Here is a 16362-nt window from a genome sequence, read left to right as displayed (position 1 = left end):
CCAAGTCGTTGGCGCAATTTCGGGAAAAGCGTGTCACAGCTTTTCGTCCGGAATTGCACAAAAACAAAATTATACCCGGGCCGAGGCGACCGCGCCGAAATGCACGTCGCCGGCCGCGATCGTCAGAACCGATCCCTCATCGTCGCGGATCACAAAACGGCAGTCCTCGTCAATGGTTTCGAAGACGCCGCGCACCACATTGCCGTCAATTCTGACAGCAACCTCGCCGCCGAGCCCTGCCGCGCGGGCAAGCCAGCGCTTCCTGATAGCATCGAGCCCGCGCCCGTCATCCCACAGCCTGGCATACTCGCTCCAGGCATCCGAAAGCGCCAGGAACAGCGTTTCGGCATCGCAAGTCGCGCCCAGCGCCTGCAGCGACGTCGCCGGATAAGGCAAATCCTCAGGGTAAGCCACGACATTGACGCCGATACCGATGGCGACGGCAAAGCGGCCGCCATCGAGCATCGCCGATTCCAACAGGATGCCAGCAAGCTTGGCGCCCGACGCCAGCACGTCGTTCGGCCATTTCAATTCGAAGCGGTTGCGGCCCTGGCTCGCGCCGTCGACGGCGACGGCGATCCGGCCCTTCGGCACGACGGCGTCGAGCGCGTCGGCCAGCGCAAGCCCCGCGACGAAGCCGAGCGTCGCGGCAAGCCGGAGCTCGCCGCCCGGAACCAGAAGCAGCGTCGCCGCGAGATTGCCTTCTGGCGTTGCCCAGGCGCGGCCACGCCGGCCGCGGCCGCTCTCCTGCTTCTTCGAAACGACCCAGAGCTTGCCGGGATCGCCGGCGCGCGCGTGTTCCAGCGCCAGCGCGTTGGTCGAGCCGACGCTGTCATGCGCCTCGAGCCGGAACCCCTCCGACGCCGCGGTTGGAGCCAGCCGAAATGCCATCCCGTCAGAAGAAGGTCTTCGCAGCGGCTTCGGCATAATTGCCGATCGGCCCGCCGATCAGCACATAGAACAGCACGAAGGCGCCGCTGACGCCGAGCACGAGGCGCAGCTCGCTGGCCATCGGCACGAAGCCGCCGACCGGCTCGTCGAACCACATGATCTTGATGATGCGCAGGTAATAATAGGCGCCCACCACCGAGGCCAGCACGCCGATAATCGCCAGCGCGTAGAGATGCGCGTTAATGGCGGCGAGGAACACGTACCACTTCCCCCAGAAGCCGGCGAGCGGCGGAATGCCGGCCAGCGAGAACATCAGGATTGTGAGGATTGTGGCCATGATCGGGTTGGTCGAGGCGAGACCGGAAAGATCGCTGATCTGCTCGACATTGCCTTCCTTGCGCCGCATGGCGAGGATGAAGGCGAAAGTGCCGAGCGTCATCACCAGATAGATCAGCATGTAGATGGCGACGCCGCGCACGCCGGCCTGGCTGTTGGCGGCAAGGCCGACCAGCGCATAGCCCATATGGCCGATCGAGGAATAGGCCATCAGGCGCTTGATGTTGGTCTGGCCGATGGCCGCGAAAGCGCCGAGCGCCATCGAGGCGATCGAGATGAAGACGACGATCTGCTGCCAGTCCGATGCGATCGGCTTGAAGGCGCCCATGGTGACGCGCACGATCAGCGCCATCGCCGCCATCTTCGGGGCGGCTGCCAGGAAGGCGGTGATCGGCGTCGGCGCGCCCTCATAGACGTCCGGCGTCCACATGTGGAACGGCACGGCCGAGATCTTGAAGGCGAGGCCTGCCAGCACGAACACCAGGCCGAAGACGAGGCCGAGCTGGCGCTCGCCGCTGCCAAGAGCCGTCGCGATTTCCTGGAAGCCGGTATTCCCGGTGTAGCCGTAAACGAGGCTGATGCCGTAGAGCAGCATGCCCGACGACAGCGCGCCGAGGACGAAGTATTTCAGGCCGGCTTCGGTCGAACGCAGATTGTCGCGGTTGATCGCCGCCAGCACATAGATCGCCAGCGACTGCAGCTCGAGCCCGAGATAGAGCCCGATCATGCCGTTGGCCGAAATCATCAGCATCATGCCGAGCGTGCAGAGCAACACCAGAACCGGGAATTCGAACTTGTCGAAATGCTCCTGGCGCGCAAAGCGCATCGACATGATGAGCGTCACCGCCGATCCGATCAGCGCCAGCATCTTCATGAAGGCGCTGAAGGAATCCTGCACGAAGGCGCCGCCATAAGCAGCGCCTTGCGTGCCGGAGAAGCCAAGCCACAGTCCGGCCACCACCAGCACGAGGACGGCCAGGCCGGTCACGGTCATGGTGTTGTTGGAGCGCGAATAGGCCCCGATCATCAGGAGCGCCAGCGCGCCCACGGCGAGGATCAGTTCCGGCGTCGAGAGCGAAAAGCTGGAGAGAAGGTCCGGCGTCATGGTCTATTCCCCAGTCAGTTCGCCGCCGCGGTCTGCGCGGAATTGATGGATGCGGTGACGTTGGTGACGAGCGTCTTGACCGACTGGGCCGTCGCGTCGAACACCGGCGCCGGGTAGACGCCGAAGAAGATGACCAGCACCACCAGCGGGTAGACGATCGCCTTCTCACGCGGCGAAAGGTCGAGCAGGTTTTTCAGGCTGTCCTTGGTCAGCGCGCCGAAGATCACCCGGCGATAGAGCCACAGTGCGTAGGCCGCCGACAGGATGACGCCGGTGGCGGCGAAGAACGCCACCCAGGTGTTGACCTTGAACACGCCGAGCATGGTCAGGAACTCGCCGACGAAGCCGCTGGTGCCGGGAAGGCCGACATTGGCCATGGTGAAGATCATGAACACGGTGGCGTATTTCGGCATGTTGTTGACCAGACCGCCATAGGCATCGATCTCGCGCGTATGCATGCGGTCGTAGATGACGCCGACGCACAGGAACAGCGCGCCCGAGACGAGGCCGTGGCTGAGCATCTGGAAGATCGCGCCCTGCACGCCTTCCTGGTTCATCGCGAAGATGCCCATGGTGACGAAGCCCATATGAGCGACCGACGAATAGGCGATCAGCTTCTTCATGTCCTCCTGCATCAGCGCCACCAGCGAGGTGTAGATGATGGCGACGACCGAGAGCGTGAACACCAGCGGCGCGAACATCGCCGACGCCTCCGGGAACATCGGCAGCGAGAAGCGCAGGAAGCCGTACCCGCCCATCTTCAGCAGGATGCCGGCCAGGATGACGGAGCCCGCGGTCGGCGCCTCGACGTGGGCGTCGGGCAGCCAGGTATGCACCGGCCACATCGGCATCTTCACCGCGAAGGAGGCGAAGAAGGCGAGCCACAGCCAGGTCTGCATGTTGGCCGGGAAATTATGCGTCAGAAGCGTCGGAATGTCGGTAGTGCCCGACTGGAAGAACATCGCCATGATGGCGAGCAGCATCAGTACCGAGCCGGCGAGCGTGTAGAGGAAGAACTTGAACGAGGCATAGACGCGCCGCTTGCCGCCCCAGACGCCGATGATGATGAACATCGGGATCAGGCCAGCCTCGAAGAAGACGTAGAACAGCACGATGTCGAGCGCGCAGAACACGCCGATCATCAGCGTCTCGAGGATCAGGAAGGCGATCATATAGGCCTTGACCCGCTTCTCGATCGCATCCCAGGAGGCCAGTATGCAAAGCGGCATCAGGAAGGTGGTCAGGATAACGAACAGCATCGAGATGCCGTCGACGCCCATGTGGTAGGAAATGCCCGAATCCAACCAGGCGTGCTTCTCGACGAACTGGAAGCCGGCCTGCGAATTGTCGAAGCCCGTCCAGATGAACAGCGAGATCACGAAGGTGAACGCCGTCGTGATGAAGGCGATCGCGCGGATGTTGCGGCGCGCGTTTTCGCTGTCGTCGCTGATGAACAGGATGAGCAGAACACCAACCAGAGGCAGGAAGGTGACCAGCGAGAGGATTGGCCAGTCGGTCATCAGAGCATCATCCAGGTGACGAGAGCGGCCACGCCGATCAGCATGGCGAAGGCATAGTGATAGAGATAGCCGGTCTGCAGCTTGACGACCCTATTGGTGACGTCGACGACGCGCGCCGAGATGCCGTCGGGGCCGAGGCCGTCAATGACGGCGCCGTCTCCGGTCTTCCACAGGAACCTGCCGAGCCGCTTCGCCGGCCGCACGAACAGGAAGTCGTAGAGCTCGTCGAAATACCACTTGTTGAGCAGGAACGCATAAAGCAGGCGATGATTGGCGGCGACGCTTCGGGGAAGTTCCGGCGAGCGAATATAGAATTTCCAGGCCACCGCGAGGCCGATCAGCATGGCGACGAACGGGGCGAGCTCTACCCAGAGCGGCAATTCGTGGATCTCATGCAGGATGTGGTTTTCCGGCAGCGTGAACAGCGAAGCCTTCCAGAATTCGGCGTAACCCTCGCCGATGAAGGCGCCGTGGAAGATGATACCGGCAAACAGCGCGCCGGCGGCCAGCACATAGAGCGGCACCAGCATCACCGGCGGCGATTCGTGGACATGGTGCATGACCTCGTGGCTGGCGCGCGGCTCGCCGTGGAAGGTCATGAAGATCAGCCGCCAGGAATAGAAGCTGGTGAAGCAGGCGGCGACCACCAGCAGGATAAAGGCGAAGCCGGCGACCGCATTGTGGCTGGCGAAGGAGGTCGCGATGATGGCGTCCTTGGAGAAGAAGCCGGCGGTGCCGATCACCGTTGCCGGAATGCCGACGCCGGTCAGCGCCAGCGTGCCGACGATCATCATCCAGTAGGTCGCCGGGATGAGCCTGCGCAGGCCGCCCATCTTGCGCATGTCCTGCTCGTCGGACACGGCATGGATGACCGAGCCGGAGCCAAGGAACAGCAGCGCCTTGAAGAAGGCGTGCGTGAAAAGGTGGAAGATCGCCGCGCCATAAGCGCCGACGCCTAGCGCCACGAACATGTAGCCGAGCTGCGAGCAGGTCGAATAGGCGATGACGCGCTTGATGTCGTTCTGGACGAGGCCGACGGTCGCCGCGAAGAAGGCGGTGAATGCGCCGATGAAAGTGACGACGGTCAGCGCCGAATGCGACAGCTCGAACAGCGGCGAAAGCCTTGCCAGCATGAACACGCCGGCGGTCACCATGGTCGCCGCGTGGATGAGCGCGGAGACCGGCGTCGGGCCTTCCATCGCGTCCGGCAGCCAAGTGTGCAGCGGCACCTGCGCCGACTTGCCCATGGCGCCCATGAAGAGCAGCAGGCAGACCACCGTCAGCGCCGTCTGTTTGTCGAGCGCTTGGCCGAGGAAAGTGAGCACGGCAGCACCCGCCGGCGCGCCTTCGGCCGGCAGGAAGGATGCGGCATTGGCGAACACGGTGCTCAGATTGACCGAGCCGAACAGCACGAACACGCCGAAGATGCCGAGCGCGAAGCCGAAGTCGCCGACGCGGTTGACGACGAAAGCCTTGATGGCGGCGGCATTGGCCGACGGCTTCTTGTACCAGAAGCCGATCAAGAGATAGGAGGCGAGACCGACGCCCTCCCAGCCGAAGAACATCTGGATGAGATTGTCGGCGGTCACCAGCATCAGCATCGCGAAGGTGAACAGCGACAGATAGGCGAAGAAACGCGGCCGGTTCGGATCGTAGTGCATGTAGCCGATCGAGTAGATATGGACCAGCGCCGACACGGTGTTGACGACGACCAGCATCACCACCGTCAGCGTGTCGATCCTGAGCGCCCAGAAGGCGTCGATGCCGCCCGACTGGATCCAGCGCAGCACCGGCACGGTGAACACTTCGCCATGGCCGAAGCCGACGGTGAAGAAGGCAACCCACGACAGCACCGCCGCGATCACCAGGAAGCCGGAGGTGATGTATTCGGAAGCCTTGGCGCCGAGCGAATTGCCGAACAGGCCGACGATCAGGAAGCCAAGCAGCGGAAGGAAGACGATAGCCTGATACATGATGGTTCCCGTCAACCCTTCATCGCGCTCACGTCTTCGACCGCGATCGAGCCGCGGTTGCGGAAGAAGACGACAAGAATGGCAAGACCGATCGCGGCTTCAGCGGCTGCGACCGTCAGCACGAACAGGGCAAAGACCTGTCCGACGAGGTCGTGCAGAGCCGCCGAGAAAGCGACGAAGTTGATGTTGACCGCAAGCAGGATGAGCTCGATCGACATCAGGATGACGATGATGTTGCGGCGGTTCAGGAAGATGCCGAACACGCCGAGCGTGAACAGGATCGCCGATACGGTCAGGTAATGTGCAATGCCGACGACCATCTCAGATACCCTCGCCCGATTTGACCTTGCGGATTTCCATGCCCGTCGCCGGCGTGCGGGCGACCTGCGCGGCGATCGACTGCCGCTTGACGCCTTCCTTATGGCGCAGCGTCAAGACGATGGCGCCGATCATGGCGACCAGCAGCACAAGGCCGGAAATCTGGAAATAATAGAGGTAGTCCGTGTAGAGGATGTCGCCGAGCGCCGCCGTGTTGGAGCGCGTGGCGAGATCCGGCGTTGCCTTGGCGACCGTCGAGGCGAGCTGCGGTGCGAATGTGTAGCCGCCGAGCACGACGATCAGCTCGGCCGCCAGGATCAGCCCGACCAGCGCGCCGATCGGCGCGTATTGCAGCGCGCCCTCTTTCATCTCGGCAAAGTCGACGTCGAGCATCATGACGACGAACAGGAACAGCACCATAACCGCGCCGACATAGACGACCAGCAGGATCATCGCCAGGAACTCGGCGCCGGTCAGCATGAACAGCCCCGCGGCGTTGAAGAAGGTGAGGATCAGGAACAGCACGGAATGCACGGGGTTGCGCGACGAAATGACCATGAAGGCCGACGCCACGGCGATAAAGGCGAAGAGGTAGAAAAAGGCCGCCTCTAGTCCACTCAGCATGGGTTCCCCCGGGTTCCAAATTCCGACTCCGACCCGCCTCCGGTTCGAAACCGCGTGTTCCTTAGACGGACGACGTTGCGCCGTCCACTTTCTTGTTCTTTCTCCCCGTTTACGGGGAGAAGGTGGCCCGAAGGGCCGGATGAGGGGCACGCCAAGTTTCCAGAAGCTGGCGCCGCCCCTCATCTGCCTGCCGGCATCTTCTCCCGGTTTACGAGGAGAAGCACGCTAATCACCTATACGGCGCATCCAGCGCGATGTTGCGCGCCAGCTCCCGCTCCCAGCGATCGCCGTTCGCGAGCAGCTTTTCCTTGTTGTAGTAGAGCTCCTCGCGCGTCTCGGTCGCGAATTCGAAATTCGGCCCTTCGACGATGGCGTCGACCGGGCAGGCTTCCTGGCAGAAGCCGCAATAGATGCACTTCACCATGTCGATGTCGTAGCGCACGGTGCGGCGCGTGCCGTCATTGCGGCGCGGGCCGGCCTCGATGGTGATCGCCTGCGCCGGGCAGATCGCCTCGCAGAGCTTGCAGGCGATGCAGCGTTCCTCGCCGTTCGGATAGCGGCGCAGCGCATGCTCGCCGCGGAAGCGCGGGCTGATCGGCCCCTTCTCATGCGGATAGTTGATCGTTTCCTTCGGCGCGAAGAACTGGCGCATCGACAGGAAGAAGGCGCTGACGAAATCCTTCAGCAGCAGCGATTTTGCGGCCTGGGCCAGAGCGGACATCACGCAAACCCCGTGATCTTGAGGAAGGCCGCGGTGGCCACGACCATGAACAGCGAGATCGGCAGGAAGACTTTCCAGCCCAGCCGCATCAGCTGGTCGTAGCGGTAGCGCGGCACAAACGCCTTCACCATGGAGAACATGAAGAACATCAGGCAGATCTTCAGCACGAACCAGATCACCCCAGGTATCCAGGTGAAGGGCGCGAAGTTGAACGGCGGCAGCCAGCCGCCGAGGAACAGGATGGTCGCCAGCGCGCACATCAGGACGACGGCGACATACTCGCCGAGGAAGAAGAGCAGGAACGGCGTCGACGAATATTCGACCATATGACCGGCGACGAGTTCCGATTCCGCTTCCACCAGGTCGAAGGGCGGACGGTTCGTCTCGGCAAGCGCGGAAATGAAGAACACCACGAACATCGGCAACAGCGACAGCCAGTGCCAGTCGAGGAAGGTGTTGGGCAGGCCAAGCCGCGTGCCGAGACCGTCTTGCTGCGACATGACGATGTCGGAGAGGTTGAGCGAGCCGACGGTGAGCAGCACGGTGACGATGACGAAGCCGATCGAGACTTCGTAGGACACCATCTGCGCGGCCGAGCGCAACGCGCCGAGGAACGGATATTTCGAGTTCGATGCCCAGCCGCCCATGATCACGCCATAGACCTCGAGCGAGGAGATGGCGAAGACATAAAGGATGCCGACATTGATGTTGGCGATCGCCCAGCCCTCATTGACCGGAATGACAGCCCAGGCCGAAATCGCCAGCACCGCCGAGACCAGCGGCGCCAGAAGGAACACGCCCTTGTTGGCGCCCGACGGGATCACCGGCTCCTTGAAGACGAATTTCAGAAGGTCGGCAAAGGCCTGCAGCGTTCCCCATGGACCGACGACGTTCGGCCCACGCCGCAATTGCACCGCCGCCCAGATCTTGCGGTCGGCATAAAGCAGATAGGCGACGCCGATCAGAAGCACGACGATCAGCACGACCGACTTCAACAGGATCAGCAGCGTCGGCAGCACGTAGAAGGAGAAGAAGGTGTCCATGCTTATTCCGCCGCCTGCTTGAAGCCGCTCTTGGCCAGCGCCGAGCATTCGGCCATCACGGCCGACGCCCGCGCGATCGGGTTGGTGAGATAAAAATCCTTCACCGGCGAGGTGAAGGTGCCCTTGTTAAGCCGGCCGCCGAGCTTCGCCACCTTGGCGATGTCGTCGCCGCTGCCCGCCTGCACCTGGTCGATGCGGGCGAGATGCGGGAATTCGCCATAGAGCTTGGCACGCAGCTGCGCCAGCGAATCGAAGGGCAGCTTCTTGCCGAGCACGTCGGAGAGCGCCCGCAGGATCGCCCAGTCCTCGCGCGCCTCGCCAGGGGCGAAGCCGGCGCGGTTGGTCTGCTGCACGCGGCCTTCCGTGTTGACATAGGTGCCCGACTTCTCGGTGTAGGCCGCGGCCGGCAGGATGACATTGGCGCGGTGCGCGCCGGCATCGCCATGCGTGCCGATATAGACAACGAAGGCGCCGCCGGTCTTGGCCATGTCAATCTCGTCGGCGCCGAGCAGGAAGAGCACATCGGTGTCGCCCAGCATGCCGGCGACGTTCTTGCCGCCCTCGCCCGGCACGAAACCGACATCGAGGCCGCCGACTCTTGCCGCTGCGTTGTGCAGCACCGCAAAGCCGTTCCACTCGGCTGTGACCGCGTTGACGGCGGCCGCGAGCCTGGCTGCCTGGCCGAGCACCGCCGCGCCGTCGGTGCGCGCCAGCGCGCCCTGGCCCACGATGATCAGCGGATGCGTGGCCTTGCTCAGCACCTCGAAGAACTTGCCGTTGCCGTCGGCAAGGTCCTTGAGCGATTCCGGGCCGGCGCCGATCAGCTCATAGTCGTAGCGTGTATCGCCGATCTCGCCGATGACGCCGACCGGCAGATTGCCGACGCGCCAGCGCTTGCGGATGCGGGCATTGAGCACCGAGGCCTCGAAGCGCGGATTGGCGCCGATGATCAGCACCGCATCGGCCTGCTCGATGCCTTCGATGGTCGGGTTGAAGATATAGCTGGCACGGCCGAGCGACGGGTCGAGCGCTGCTCCATCCTGGCGGCAGTCGATGTTCTTCGAGCCGAGCGCGGCCATCAGCAGCTTGAGCGCGTAGATTTCCTCGACCGCGGCGAGATCGCCGGCGATGGCGCCGATCCGCTCGGGCGCGGTCTTTGCAACCTCGTCCTTGATCGCCGCGAAGGCTTCCGCCCAGCTTGCCGAAACGAGCCTGCCATTCTTGCGCACGTAAGGGCGGTCTAGGCGCTGCGTGCGCAGGCCGTCCCAGATGAAGCGGGTCTTGTCGGAGATCCACTCCTCGTTCACCGCCTCGTTGACGCGCGGCAGGATGCGCATCACCTCGCGACCGCGGCTGTCGACGCGGATCGCCGAGCCGACTGCGTCCATGACGTCGATCGATTCCGTCTTGGTCAGTTCCCACGGCCGCGCCTGGAAGGCGAACGGCTTCGAGGTCAGTGCGCCGACCGGGCACAGATCGATGACGTTGCCCTGCAGCTCCGACGTCATCGCCTGTTCGAGATAGGTGGTGATCTCGGCATCCTCGCCGCGGCCGATCAGGCCGAGCTCGGAAATGCCGGCGACCTCGGTGGTGAAGCGGACGCAGCGCGTGCAATGGATGCAGCGGTTCATCACCGTCTTGACCAGCGGGCCGATATACTTGTCCTCGACCGCGCGCTTGTTCTCATGATAGCGCGAGGAATCGACGCCGAAGGCCATTGCCTGGTCCTGCAGGTCGCATTCGCCGCCCTGGTCGCAGATCGGGCAATCGAGCGGATGGTTGATCAACAGGAATTCCATCACGCCTTCGCGGGCCTTCTTGACCATCGGCGTGTTGGTGAAGATTTCCGGCGGCTCGCCATTCGGGCCCGGGCGCAGGTCGCGCACGCCCATGGCGCAGGAGGCCTGCGGCTTGGGCGGACCGCCCTTCACCTCGATAAGGCACATGCGGCAATTGCCAGCGATCGACAGCCGCTCGTGGAAGCAGAAGCGCGGCACTTCCGCGCCGGCGTCCTCGGCCGCCTGCAGCAGCGTGTAATGGTCGGGTACCGTGATCTCTTTCCCGTCGACCTTTAGCTTTGCCATTCGCCTCAAACCTCTGCGGATGTCCCGCAATCTATCCTTCCGGGCGCGACTGAAGCCGCGCCCGGCATTTCAATTCACTTCTTCGCGGCGAGCGCCGCGGCCTGGGCAGTCCAGTTGTCGCGGCCGATACGGCCGGCGAGCGACAGGTAATCTTCCACCCAGGCGATCTCTTCCGAGGTCCAGGCGGCGATCTGGCCATAGGTCCAGATGCCGAGACCGTTGAGCACCTTTTCCAGCTTCGGTCCGACACCCGAAATCGCCTTCAGGTCCGACGGATTCGCCGGCTTGTCGACGGCCTTAGGCTGCCTGAAATCCTCAGGCATCAGCCTCGTTGCGGCCGGTTGGGCGACAATATCGGCCCCGGTCGCGTCGAGCGCTTTCTCGGTCGCGTTCGCCGCTATGTCGGTCACATCCTGGGCGAAGGTCTGAGCCCTGGCGATCAACGTCTCGGTCGCCTTGCGCGCCTTGGAGGCGTTGGCGGCCGCTTCATGCTGCGCCTCGAGATCGTCGAGGAAAGGCTGGAACATGCGCTGCGAAGCCTCCAGCGCGCCGGTGAACGCGCCCATCCACATGCCGACGGCGTGGTTGGCCAGACCGATGCTGAGCGCCGACATCGCGGCGGCGCCCGCGACTGGATGCGCCAGAAGGTTGACGGCGCTGGCCATCTCCTTCGGCATCATCTTGGTCAGGTCCTGGTTCATCTTCTCGAGTTGGTCCAAATCAGGCACGAACGGATAGGGTATCGAATACGGCGCCATAGAGATCTCCTGGTCGTTTCTTCGTATGCCCGCCCCAGTTTTTCAGTCTTCGGGCCAAGCCCGTATTTCGTAGTCTTATTCCGCCGCCACCATCACCGGCTCGACCCGGTGCGCGTTGCGCGAAAACTCGTCGATGCGGCGTTCCACCTCGCCGCGGAAATGCCGCATCAGGCCCTGGATCGGCCAGGCAGCCGCGTCGCCCAGCGCGCAGATTGTGTGGCCCTCGACCTGCTTGGTGACGTCGAGCAGCATGTCGATCTCGCGCTTCTGCGCCTCGCCGCGCACCAGCCGCTCCATCACCCGCCACATCCAGCCGGTGCCTTCGCGGCACGGCGTGCACTGGCCGCAGCTCTCATGCTTGTAGAAGTAGGACAGCCTGGCGATCGCCTTCACGATATCGGTCGACTTGTCCATGACGATGACGGCCGCCGTGCCGAGCCCGGATTTCAGGTCGCGCAGCGCGTCGAAATCCATCGGCGCATCGATGATCTGCTCGGCCGGCACCAGCGGCACCGAAGCGCCGCCCGGAATGACCGCGAGCAGATTGTCCCAGCCGCCGCGGATGCCGCCGCAATGCGTCTCGATCAGCTCGCGGAACGGGATCGACATCGCTTCTTCGAAAGTGCACGGATTGTTGACGTGGCCGGACACGCAGAACAGCTTGGTGCCGGCATTGTTCGGGCGGCCGAAGGACGAGAACCAGGCGGCGCCCCGGCGCAGAATGGTCGGCGCCACCGCGATCGATTCGACGTTGTTGACGGTGGTCGGGCAGCCATAGAGGCCGACATTGGCCGGGAATGGGGGCTTCAGCCGCGGCTGGCCCTTCTTGCCTTCCAGGCTTTCGAGCAGCGCCGTCTCCTCGCCGCAGATATAGGCGCCGGCGCCATGATGCATGTAGATGTCGAAGTCGTAGCCGGATGTGTTGTTCTTGCCGATCAGCTTGGCCGCGTAAGCCTCGTCGATGGCGCGCTGCAGCGCCTCACGCTCGCGGATGAACTCGCCGCGCACATAGATGTAGGCGGCGATCGCGCCCATCGCGAAGCCGGCGACCAGCGCGCCCTCGACCAGCGTGTGCGGATCGTTGCGCAGGATATCGCGGTCCTTGCAGGTGCCGGGCTCGGATTCGTCGGCGTTGATGACCAGATAGCTCGGCCGTCCGTCGCTCTGCTTGGGCATGAACGACCACTTCAACCCGGTCGGGAAGCCGGCGCCGCCGCGCCCGCGCAGACCCGACGCCTTCATTTCGTTGATGATCCAGTCGCGCCCCTTGGCGACGAGGCCTGGCGTATCGTCCCAGATGCCGCGCGACTGCGCGCCGGCCAGCGACTTGTCGAACAGGCCGTAGATGTTGGTGAAGATGCGGTCTTTGTCCTGAAGCATTTGTCGTCCCTCAGACCGGCTTCTTGCCGAAGACGCGGATGTATTCGGCGACGCCGCCCTTGGCGAGCGCCTTGGCCTGCTTCACCCAGTCGTCGCGCTCGATGCGGCCGCGGAAATTGAGATAGCCGTCGACCCATTCGCGCTCGGCTTTCTTCCAGGCGGCGACCTGCGCGAAGGTGTAGATGCCCAGCGAATGCAGGGTGCCTTCGATCTTCGGGCCGACGCCTGAGATCAGCTTGAGATCGTCGACCGTTGCCGGGCGCTCGATGCCGGCCGGCCGGTTCTTGTCGTCGAGCGAAGGTTTCGTCGTCTTGGCGACAGGCTGCTTGGTTTCCGGCGCCTTGAAAGCGGTGACCGGCTCGGCCTTGGTCTTCGGCCCGCTGCGCGGCTTGGAAACCGCCTCGACTTCCGGAGCGGCCTGGTTGGCGTTGGCGGCCGAATGACGCGGCGCCCTGACGCTGGCGCCATTCTCGGTGGCCGGGGCGACCTTGACCGGCGACGGCGTGTTGAGCGCCGGGCTGGTTTCAGCCGCATGGGTTTTCGGCTTGCTGGATTTTGACGGTCCAACCGGGCCAGAGGCGGCCGGAGCTGGCGCCGAGCTTGCCGGCGCAGCGGGTGCCGGGGCTGCGGCGGAAGCTGCAGGCGGCGCCGATGCGAGAGCTTCCTTGGCGGCTTTCGCCGCCGCCCTGGCTTCCTTGTCGCGCGTCGACTTCAGGATCGCCTTTTCGCTGGTCAGCGTCGTGAGCCCGGTAGCCGGCTCGGACCCGTGGCGGCCGTTCTGCGGACCAGGCTTCACCTCGGCGCCCTTGCCGGCGTCGTAGAGATCGATGATCTCGGCCAGCCGCTCGGGCGTCAGGTCCTCGAAAGTGTCCTTGAAGATCATGACCATCGGCGCGTTGACGCAGGCGCCGAGGCATTCGACCTCCTCCCACGACAGCGTGCCCTTGTCGTTAGTATGGAACTGGTCGTGATGGATTTTCGAACGGCACACATCCATCAGCGCTTCGGAGCCGCGCAGCATGCAGGGCGTGGTGCCGCAGACCTGGATATGCGCGCGCGTGCCGACCGGATTGAGCTGGTACTGCGTATAGAAAGTCGCGACTTCGAGGCCACGGATGCGCGGCATGCCGAGCATGTCCGAGATCGTCTCGATCGCCGCCTTGGTGACCCAGCCTTCCTGCTCCTGCGCGATCATCAGCAACGGGATGATCGCCGACTGCTCGCGCCCCTTCGGGTATTTGGCGATCCACTGCTGGGCGGCCGCCGCGTTCGCCTCGTTGAAGGCGAAGGTGGCAGGCTGGAGGCTGGCTTCTGCAAGACGGCGGACTGACATTTAGCGATCGACCTCACCAAACACGATGTCGAGGGAGCCAAGCACGGCGGTGACGTCGGCCAGCATGTGGCCGCGGCACAGGAAATCCATGGCTTGCAGATGCGCGAAACCGGGCGCGCGCAGCTTGCAGCGATAGGGCTTGTTGGTGCCGTCGGAGACCAGGTAGACGCCAAATTCGCCCTTCGGTGCCTCGACGGCCGCATAGACCTCGCCGGCCGGCACGCGGTAGCCCTCGGTATAGAGCTTGAAGTGATGGATCAGCGCTTCCATCGAGCGCTTCATCGCGGCGCGCTTCGGCGGCACGACCTTGCCGTCGAGGTTCGACACGGGGCCGGCGCTTTCCTTGCCGAGCAGCAGATCGACGCACTGGCGCATGATCTTCGCCGACTGGCGCATCTCTTCCATGCGCACAAGGTAACGGTCGTAGCAGTCGCCGTTCTTGCCGATCGGGATGTCGAAATCCATCTCGGAATAGCATTCATAGGGCTGCGATTTGCGCAGGTCCCAGGCGGCGCCCGAGCCGCGCACCATCACGCCAGAAAAGCCCCACGCCCAGGCGTCGGCCAGCGACACCGTGCCGATATCGACATTGCGCTGCTTGAAGATGCGGTTACCGGTCAAGAGCGCGTCGAGATCGTCGATCGACTTCAGGAACGGGTCGATCCACTTGCCGATGTCCTCGACGAGCTTCTGCGGCAGGTCCTGGTGCACGCCGCCCGGCCGGAAATAGGCCGCATGCATGCGCGAACCGCTAGCGCGCTCATAGAACACCATCAGCTTTTCGCGCTCGACGAAGCCCCAAAGCGGCGGCGTCAGCGCGCCGACGTCCATGGCCTGCGTCGTCACATTCAAGATGTGCGACATGATGCGGCCCATCTCGGAATAGAGCACGCGGATCAGCTGACCGCGCTTCGGCACCTCGATGCCGAGCAGGCGCTCGGCCGCGAGCGCAAAGGCATGCTCCTGGTTCATCGGCGCGCAATAGTCGAGCCGGTCGAGATAGGGCACGGCCTGCAGATAGGTCTTGGCCTCGATCAGCTTCTCGGTGCCGCGATGCAGCAGACCGATATGCGGATCGACGCGGTCGACCACCTCGCCGTCCAGCTCCAGCACCAGGCGCAAAACGCCATGCGCCGCAGGATGCTGCGGACCGAAGTTGATGTTGAAGTTGCGGACGGAGGTTTCAGCCATCGTGGCGCCTCTGGCGACGAGTCAGTAGTGAGTAGTGAGTAGTGATCATCAATCTCAATGCCTGCTTCATTCCGCCTGCTTGGCCTGCACCGTCCGAATGAGAGATCTCGTCATCTTTCCAATCTCTTCGCATCGCACCAGCAGTTCAATCTCATTGTCTTTTTCTAACAAGCCAACCCGGCATGCCAGGAGTATGTGCGTTTCCAGTTCCTTCAACGAACCCTGCGCCATGCGCAGAAATTGAACGAATGAACCTCTGTTCTCACGACCATACCCCTCAGCGATATTGGCGGCGATAGATGCCGCCGAGCGGCGCATTTGGGAGGTCATTCCATAGATCTCGTCCTTCGGAAAACCTTTGGTGACGCGATAACAATCTTCGGCAAGGACCATCGCCGATTGCCACACCATCAGGTCGCGATAAGATTCGATCCGCTTTTCCAATTCCTTCCCTACTGACTACTGACTACTTCCCTACTCACTGTTTCGCCTTCTCATCCCCGGGAAGCACGTAATCCGTTCCTTCCCACGGGCTCAAGAAGTCGAAATTTCTGAATTCCTGCTTCAATTCCACCGGCTCGTAGATCACCCGCTTGGCCTCGTCGTCGTAGCGCACCTCGACGAAACCGGTCAGCGGGAAATCCTTGCGCAGCGGATGCCCCTCGAAACCATAGTCGGTGAGAATGCGGCGCAGGTCCGGATGGCCCGAGAACAGCACGCCGTAAAGGTCGTAGGTCTCGCGCTCGAACCAGTCGGCACCCGGATAGACGCCGGTCAGCGACGGCACCAGCGTCTCCTCGTCGGCCTGGACCTTGAGCCTGATGCGGACATTCTGCTTCGGCGACAATAGGTGATAGACGACGTCGAAGCGCTTGGCGCGCGACGGGTAGTCCGCTCCGCAGACATCGATGATCGAGATGAACTGGCAGCGCGGATCGTCGCGCAGGAAGGTCGCGACCTCGATCAGGTTGCCCGGTTCAACCGAAACCGTCAGCTCACCATAGGCAAGCACGGCTTCGCCGATGCGGCCGGAGAGCTTCTCGCCGAGATAGGTGGAGAGTTCGTTCAGCGCCAGGGTCATCGGC

Annotated in this window: 15 protein-coding genes; all 15 read right to left on the bottom strand. The window is 63.4% G+C overall.

What is annotated here, in order from left to right:
- Window positions 1–69 precede the first annotated feature (69 nt).
- The gene (locus LB523_RS03250) at window positions 70–891 is read right to left on the bottom strand and encodes a biotin--[acetyl-CoA-carboxylase] ligase (protein WP_224600903.1); all 822 of its coding nucleotides are present in this window, start codon (window positions 889–891) and stop codon (window positions 70–72) included.
- 4 nt (window positions 892–895) lie between these two features.
- Window positions 896–2332, bottom strand: a complete 1437-nt coding sequence (gene nuoN / locus LB523_RS03245) for an NADH-quinone oxidoreductase subunit NuoN (RefSeq protein WP_224600901.1) — start codon at window positions 2330–2332, stop codon at window positions 896–898.
- Between the two features lie 14 nt (window positions 2333–2346).
- Complete coding sequence (locus LB523_RS03240) at window positions 2347–3852, bottom strand: NADH-quinone oxidoreductase subunit M (RefSeq protein WP_224600899.1); 1506 nt, start codon at window positions 3850–3852, stop codon at window positions 2347–2349.
- Window positions 3852–5825, bottom strand: a complete 1974-nt coding sequence (gene nuoL / locus LB523_RS03235; protein ID WP_224600898.1) for an NADH-quinone oxidoreductase subunit L — start codon at window positions 5823–5825, stop codon at window positions 3852–3854. The genes LB523_RS03240 and nuoL overlap by 1 nt, the downstream gene beginning before the upstream one ends.
- An 11-nt stretch (window positions 5826–5836) precedes the next feature.
- Window positions 5837–6145 carry an NADH-quinone oxidoreductase subunit NuoK gene (nuoK, locus tag LB523_RS03230; protein WP_027168992.1) on the bottom strand — a complete coding sequence of 103 codons (309 nt, stop codon included), beginning with the start codon at window positions 6143–6145 and terminating at the stop codon, window positions 5837–5839.
- Between the two features lies 1 nt (window position 6146).
- A complete protein-coding gene (locus tag LB523_RS03225; RefSeq protein WP_140545674.1) occupies window positions 6147–6767 on the bottom strand; it encodes an NADH-quinone oxidoreductase subunit J in 621 nt (206 codons plus the stop codon).
- A 229-nt stretch (window positions 6768–6996) separates the two neighbouring features.
- Window positions 6997–7488, bottom strand: coding sequence for an NADH-quinone oxidoreductase subunit NuoI (gene nuoI / locus LB523_RS03220; RefSeq protein ID WP_095764866.1), 492 nt, complete (start codon window positions 7486–7488; stop codon window positions 6997–6999).
- Window positions 7488–8531, bottom strand: a complete 1044-nt coding sequence (gene nuoH, locus LB523_RS03215) for an NADH-quinone oxidoreductase subunit NuoH (protein WP_095764865.1) — start codon at window positions 8529–8531, stop codon at window positions 7488–7490. Before nuoH ends, nuoI begins: the two co-directional genes overlap by 1 nt.
- A gap of 2 nt (window positions 8532–8533) precedes the next feature.
- Window positions 8534–10615 (bottom strand): NADH-quinone oxidoreductase subunit NuoG, encoded by a 2082-nt coding sequence (nuoG, locus tag LB523_RS03210; RefSeq protein ID WP_224545458.1) that lies wholly within the window; start codon window positions 10613–10615, stop codon window positions 8534–8536.
- 74 nt (window positions 10616–10689) lie between these two features.
- Window positions 10690–11373 (bottom strand): NADH-ubiquinone dehydrogenase, encoded by a 684-nt coding sequence (locus LB523_RS03205; protein WP_224600897.1) that lies wholly within the window; start codon window positions 11371–11373, stop codon window positions 10690–10692.
- 75 nt (window positions 11374–11448) lie between these two features.
- Entirely contained in the window at window positions 11449–12753 is a 1305-nt protein-coding gene (gene nuoF / locus LB523_RS03200; protein WP_095764862.1) for an NADH-quinone oxidoreductase subunit NuoF, read from the bottom strand.
- Window positions 12754–12763: 10 nt separating this feature from the next.
- The gene (locus LB523_RS03195) at window positions 12764–14086 is read right to left on the bottom strand and encodes an NADH-quinone oxidoreductase subunit E (protein ID WP_224600896.1); all 1323 of its coding nucleotides are present in this window, start codon (window positions 14084–14086) and stop codon (window positions 12764–12766) included.
- Window positions 14087–15277, bottom strand: a complete 1191-nt coding sequence (locus LB523_RS03190; RefSeq protein WP_095764860.1) for an NADH-quinone oxidoreductase subunit D — start codon at window positions 15275–15277, stop codon at window positions 14087–14089.
- A 66-nt stretch (window positions 15278–15343) separates the two neighbouring features.
- A complete protein-coding gene (locus LB523_RS03185; protein ID WP_140839930.1) occupies window positions 15344–15721 on the bottom strand; it encodes a four helix bundle protein in 378 nt (125 codons plus the stop codon).
- A 34-nt stretch (window positions 15722–15755) separates the two neighbouring features.
- Window positions 15756–16358, bottom strand: coding sequence for an NADH-quinone oxidoreductase subunit C (locus LB523_RS03180; protein ID WP_224600895.1), 603 nt, complete (start codon window positions 16356–16358; stop codon window positions 15756–15758).
- Window positions 16359–16362: the final 4 nt, after the last annotated feature.

The sequence above is a fragment of the Mesorhizobium sp. ESP-6-4 genome, assembly GCF_020164735.1.
Lineage (GTDB): Bacteria > Pseudomonadota > Alphaproteobacteria > Rhizobiales > Rhizobiaceae > Mesorhizobium.
This window is presented reverse-complemented; position numbering and strand designations above follow the sequence as displayed.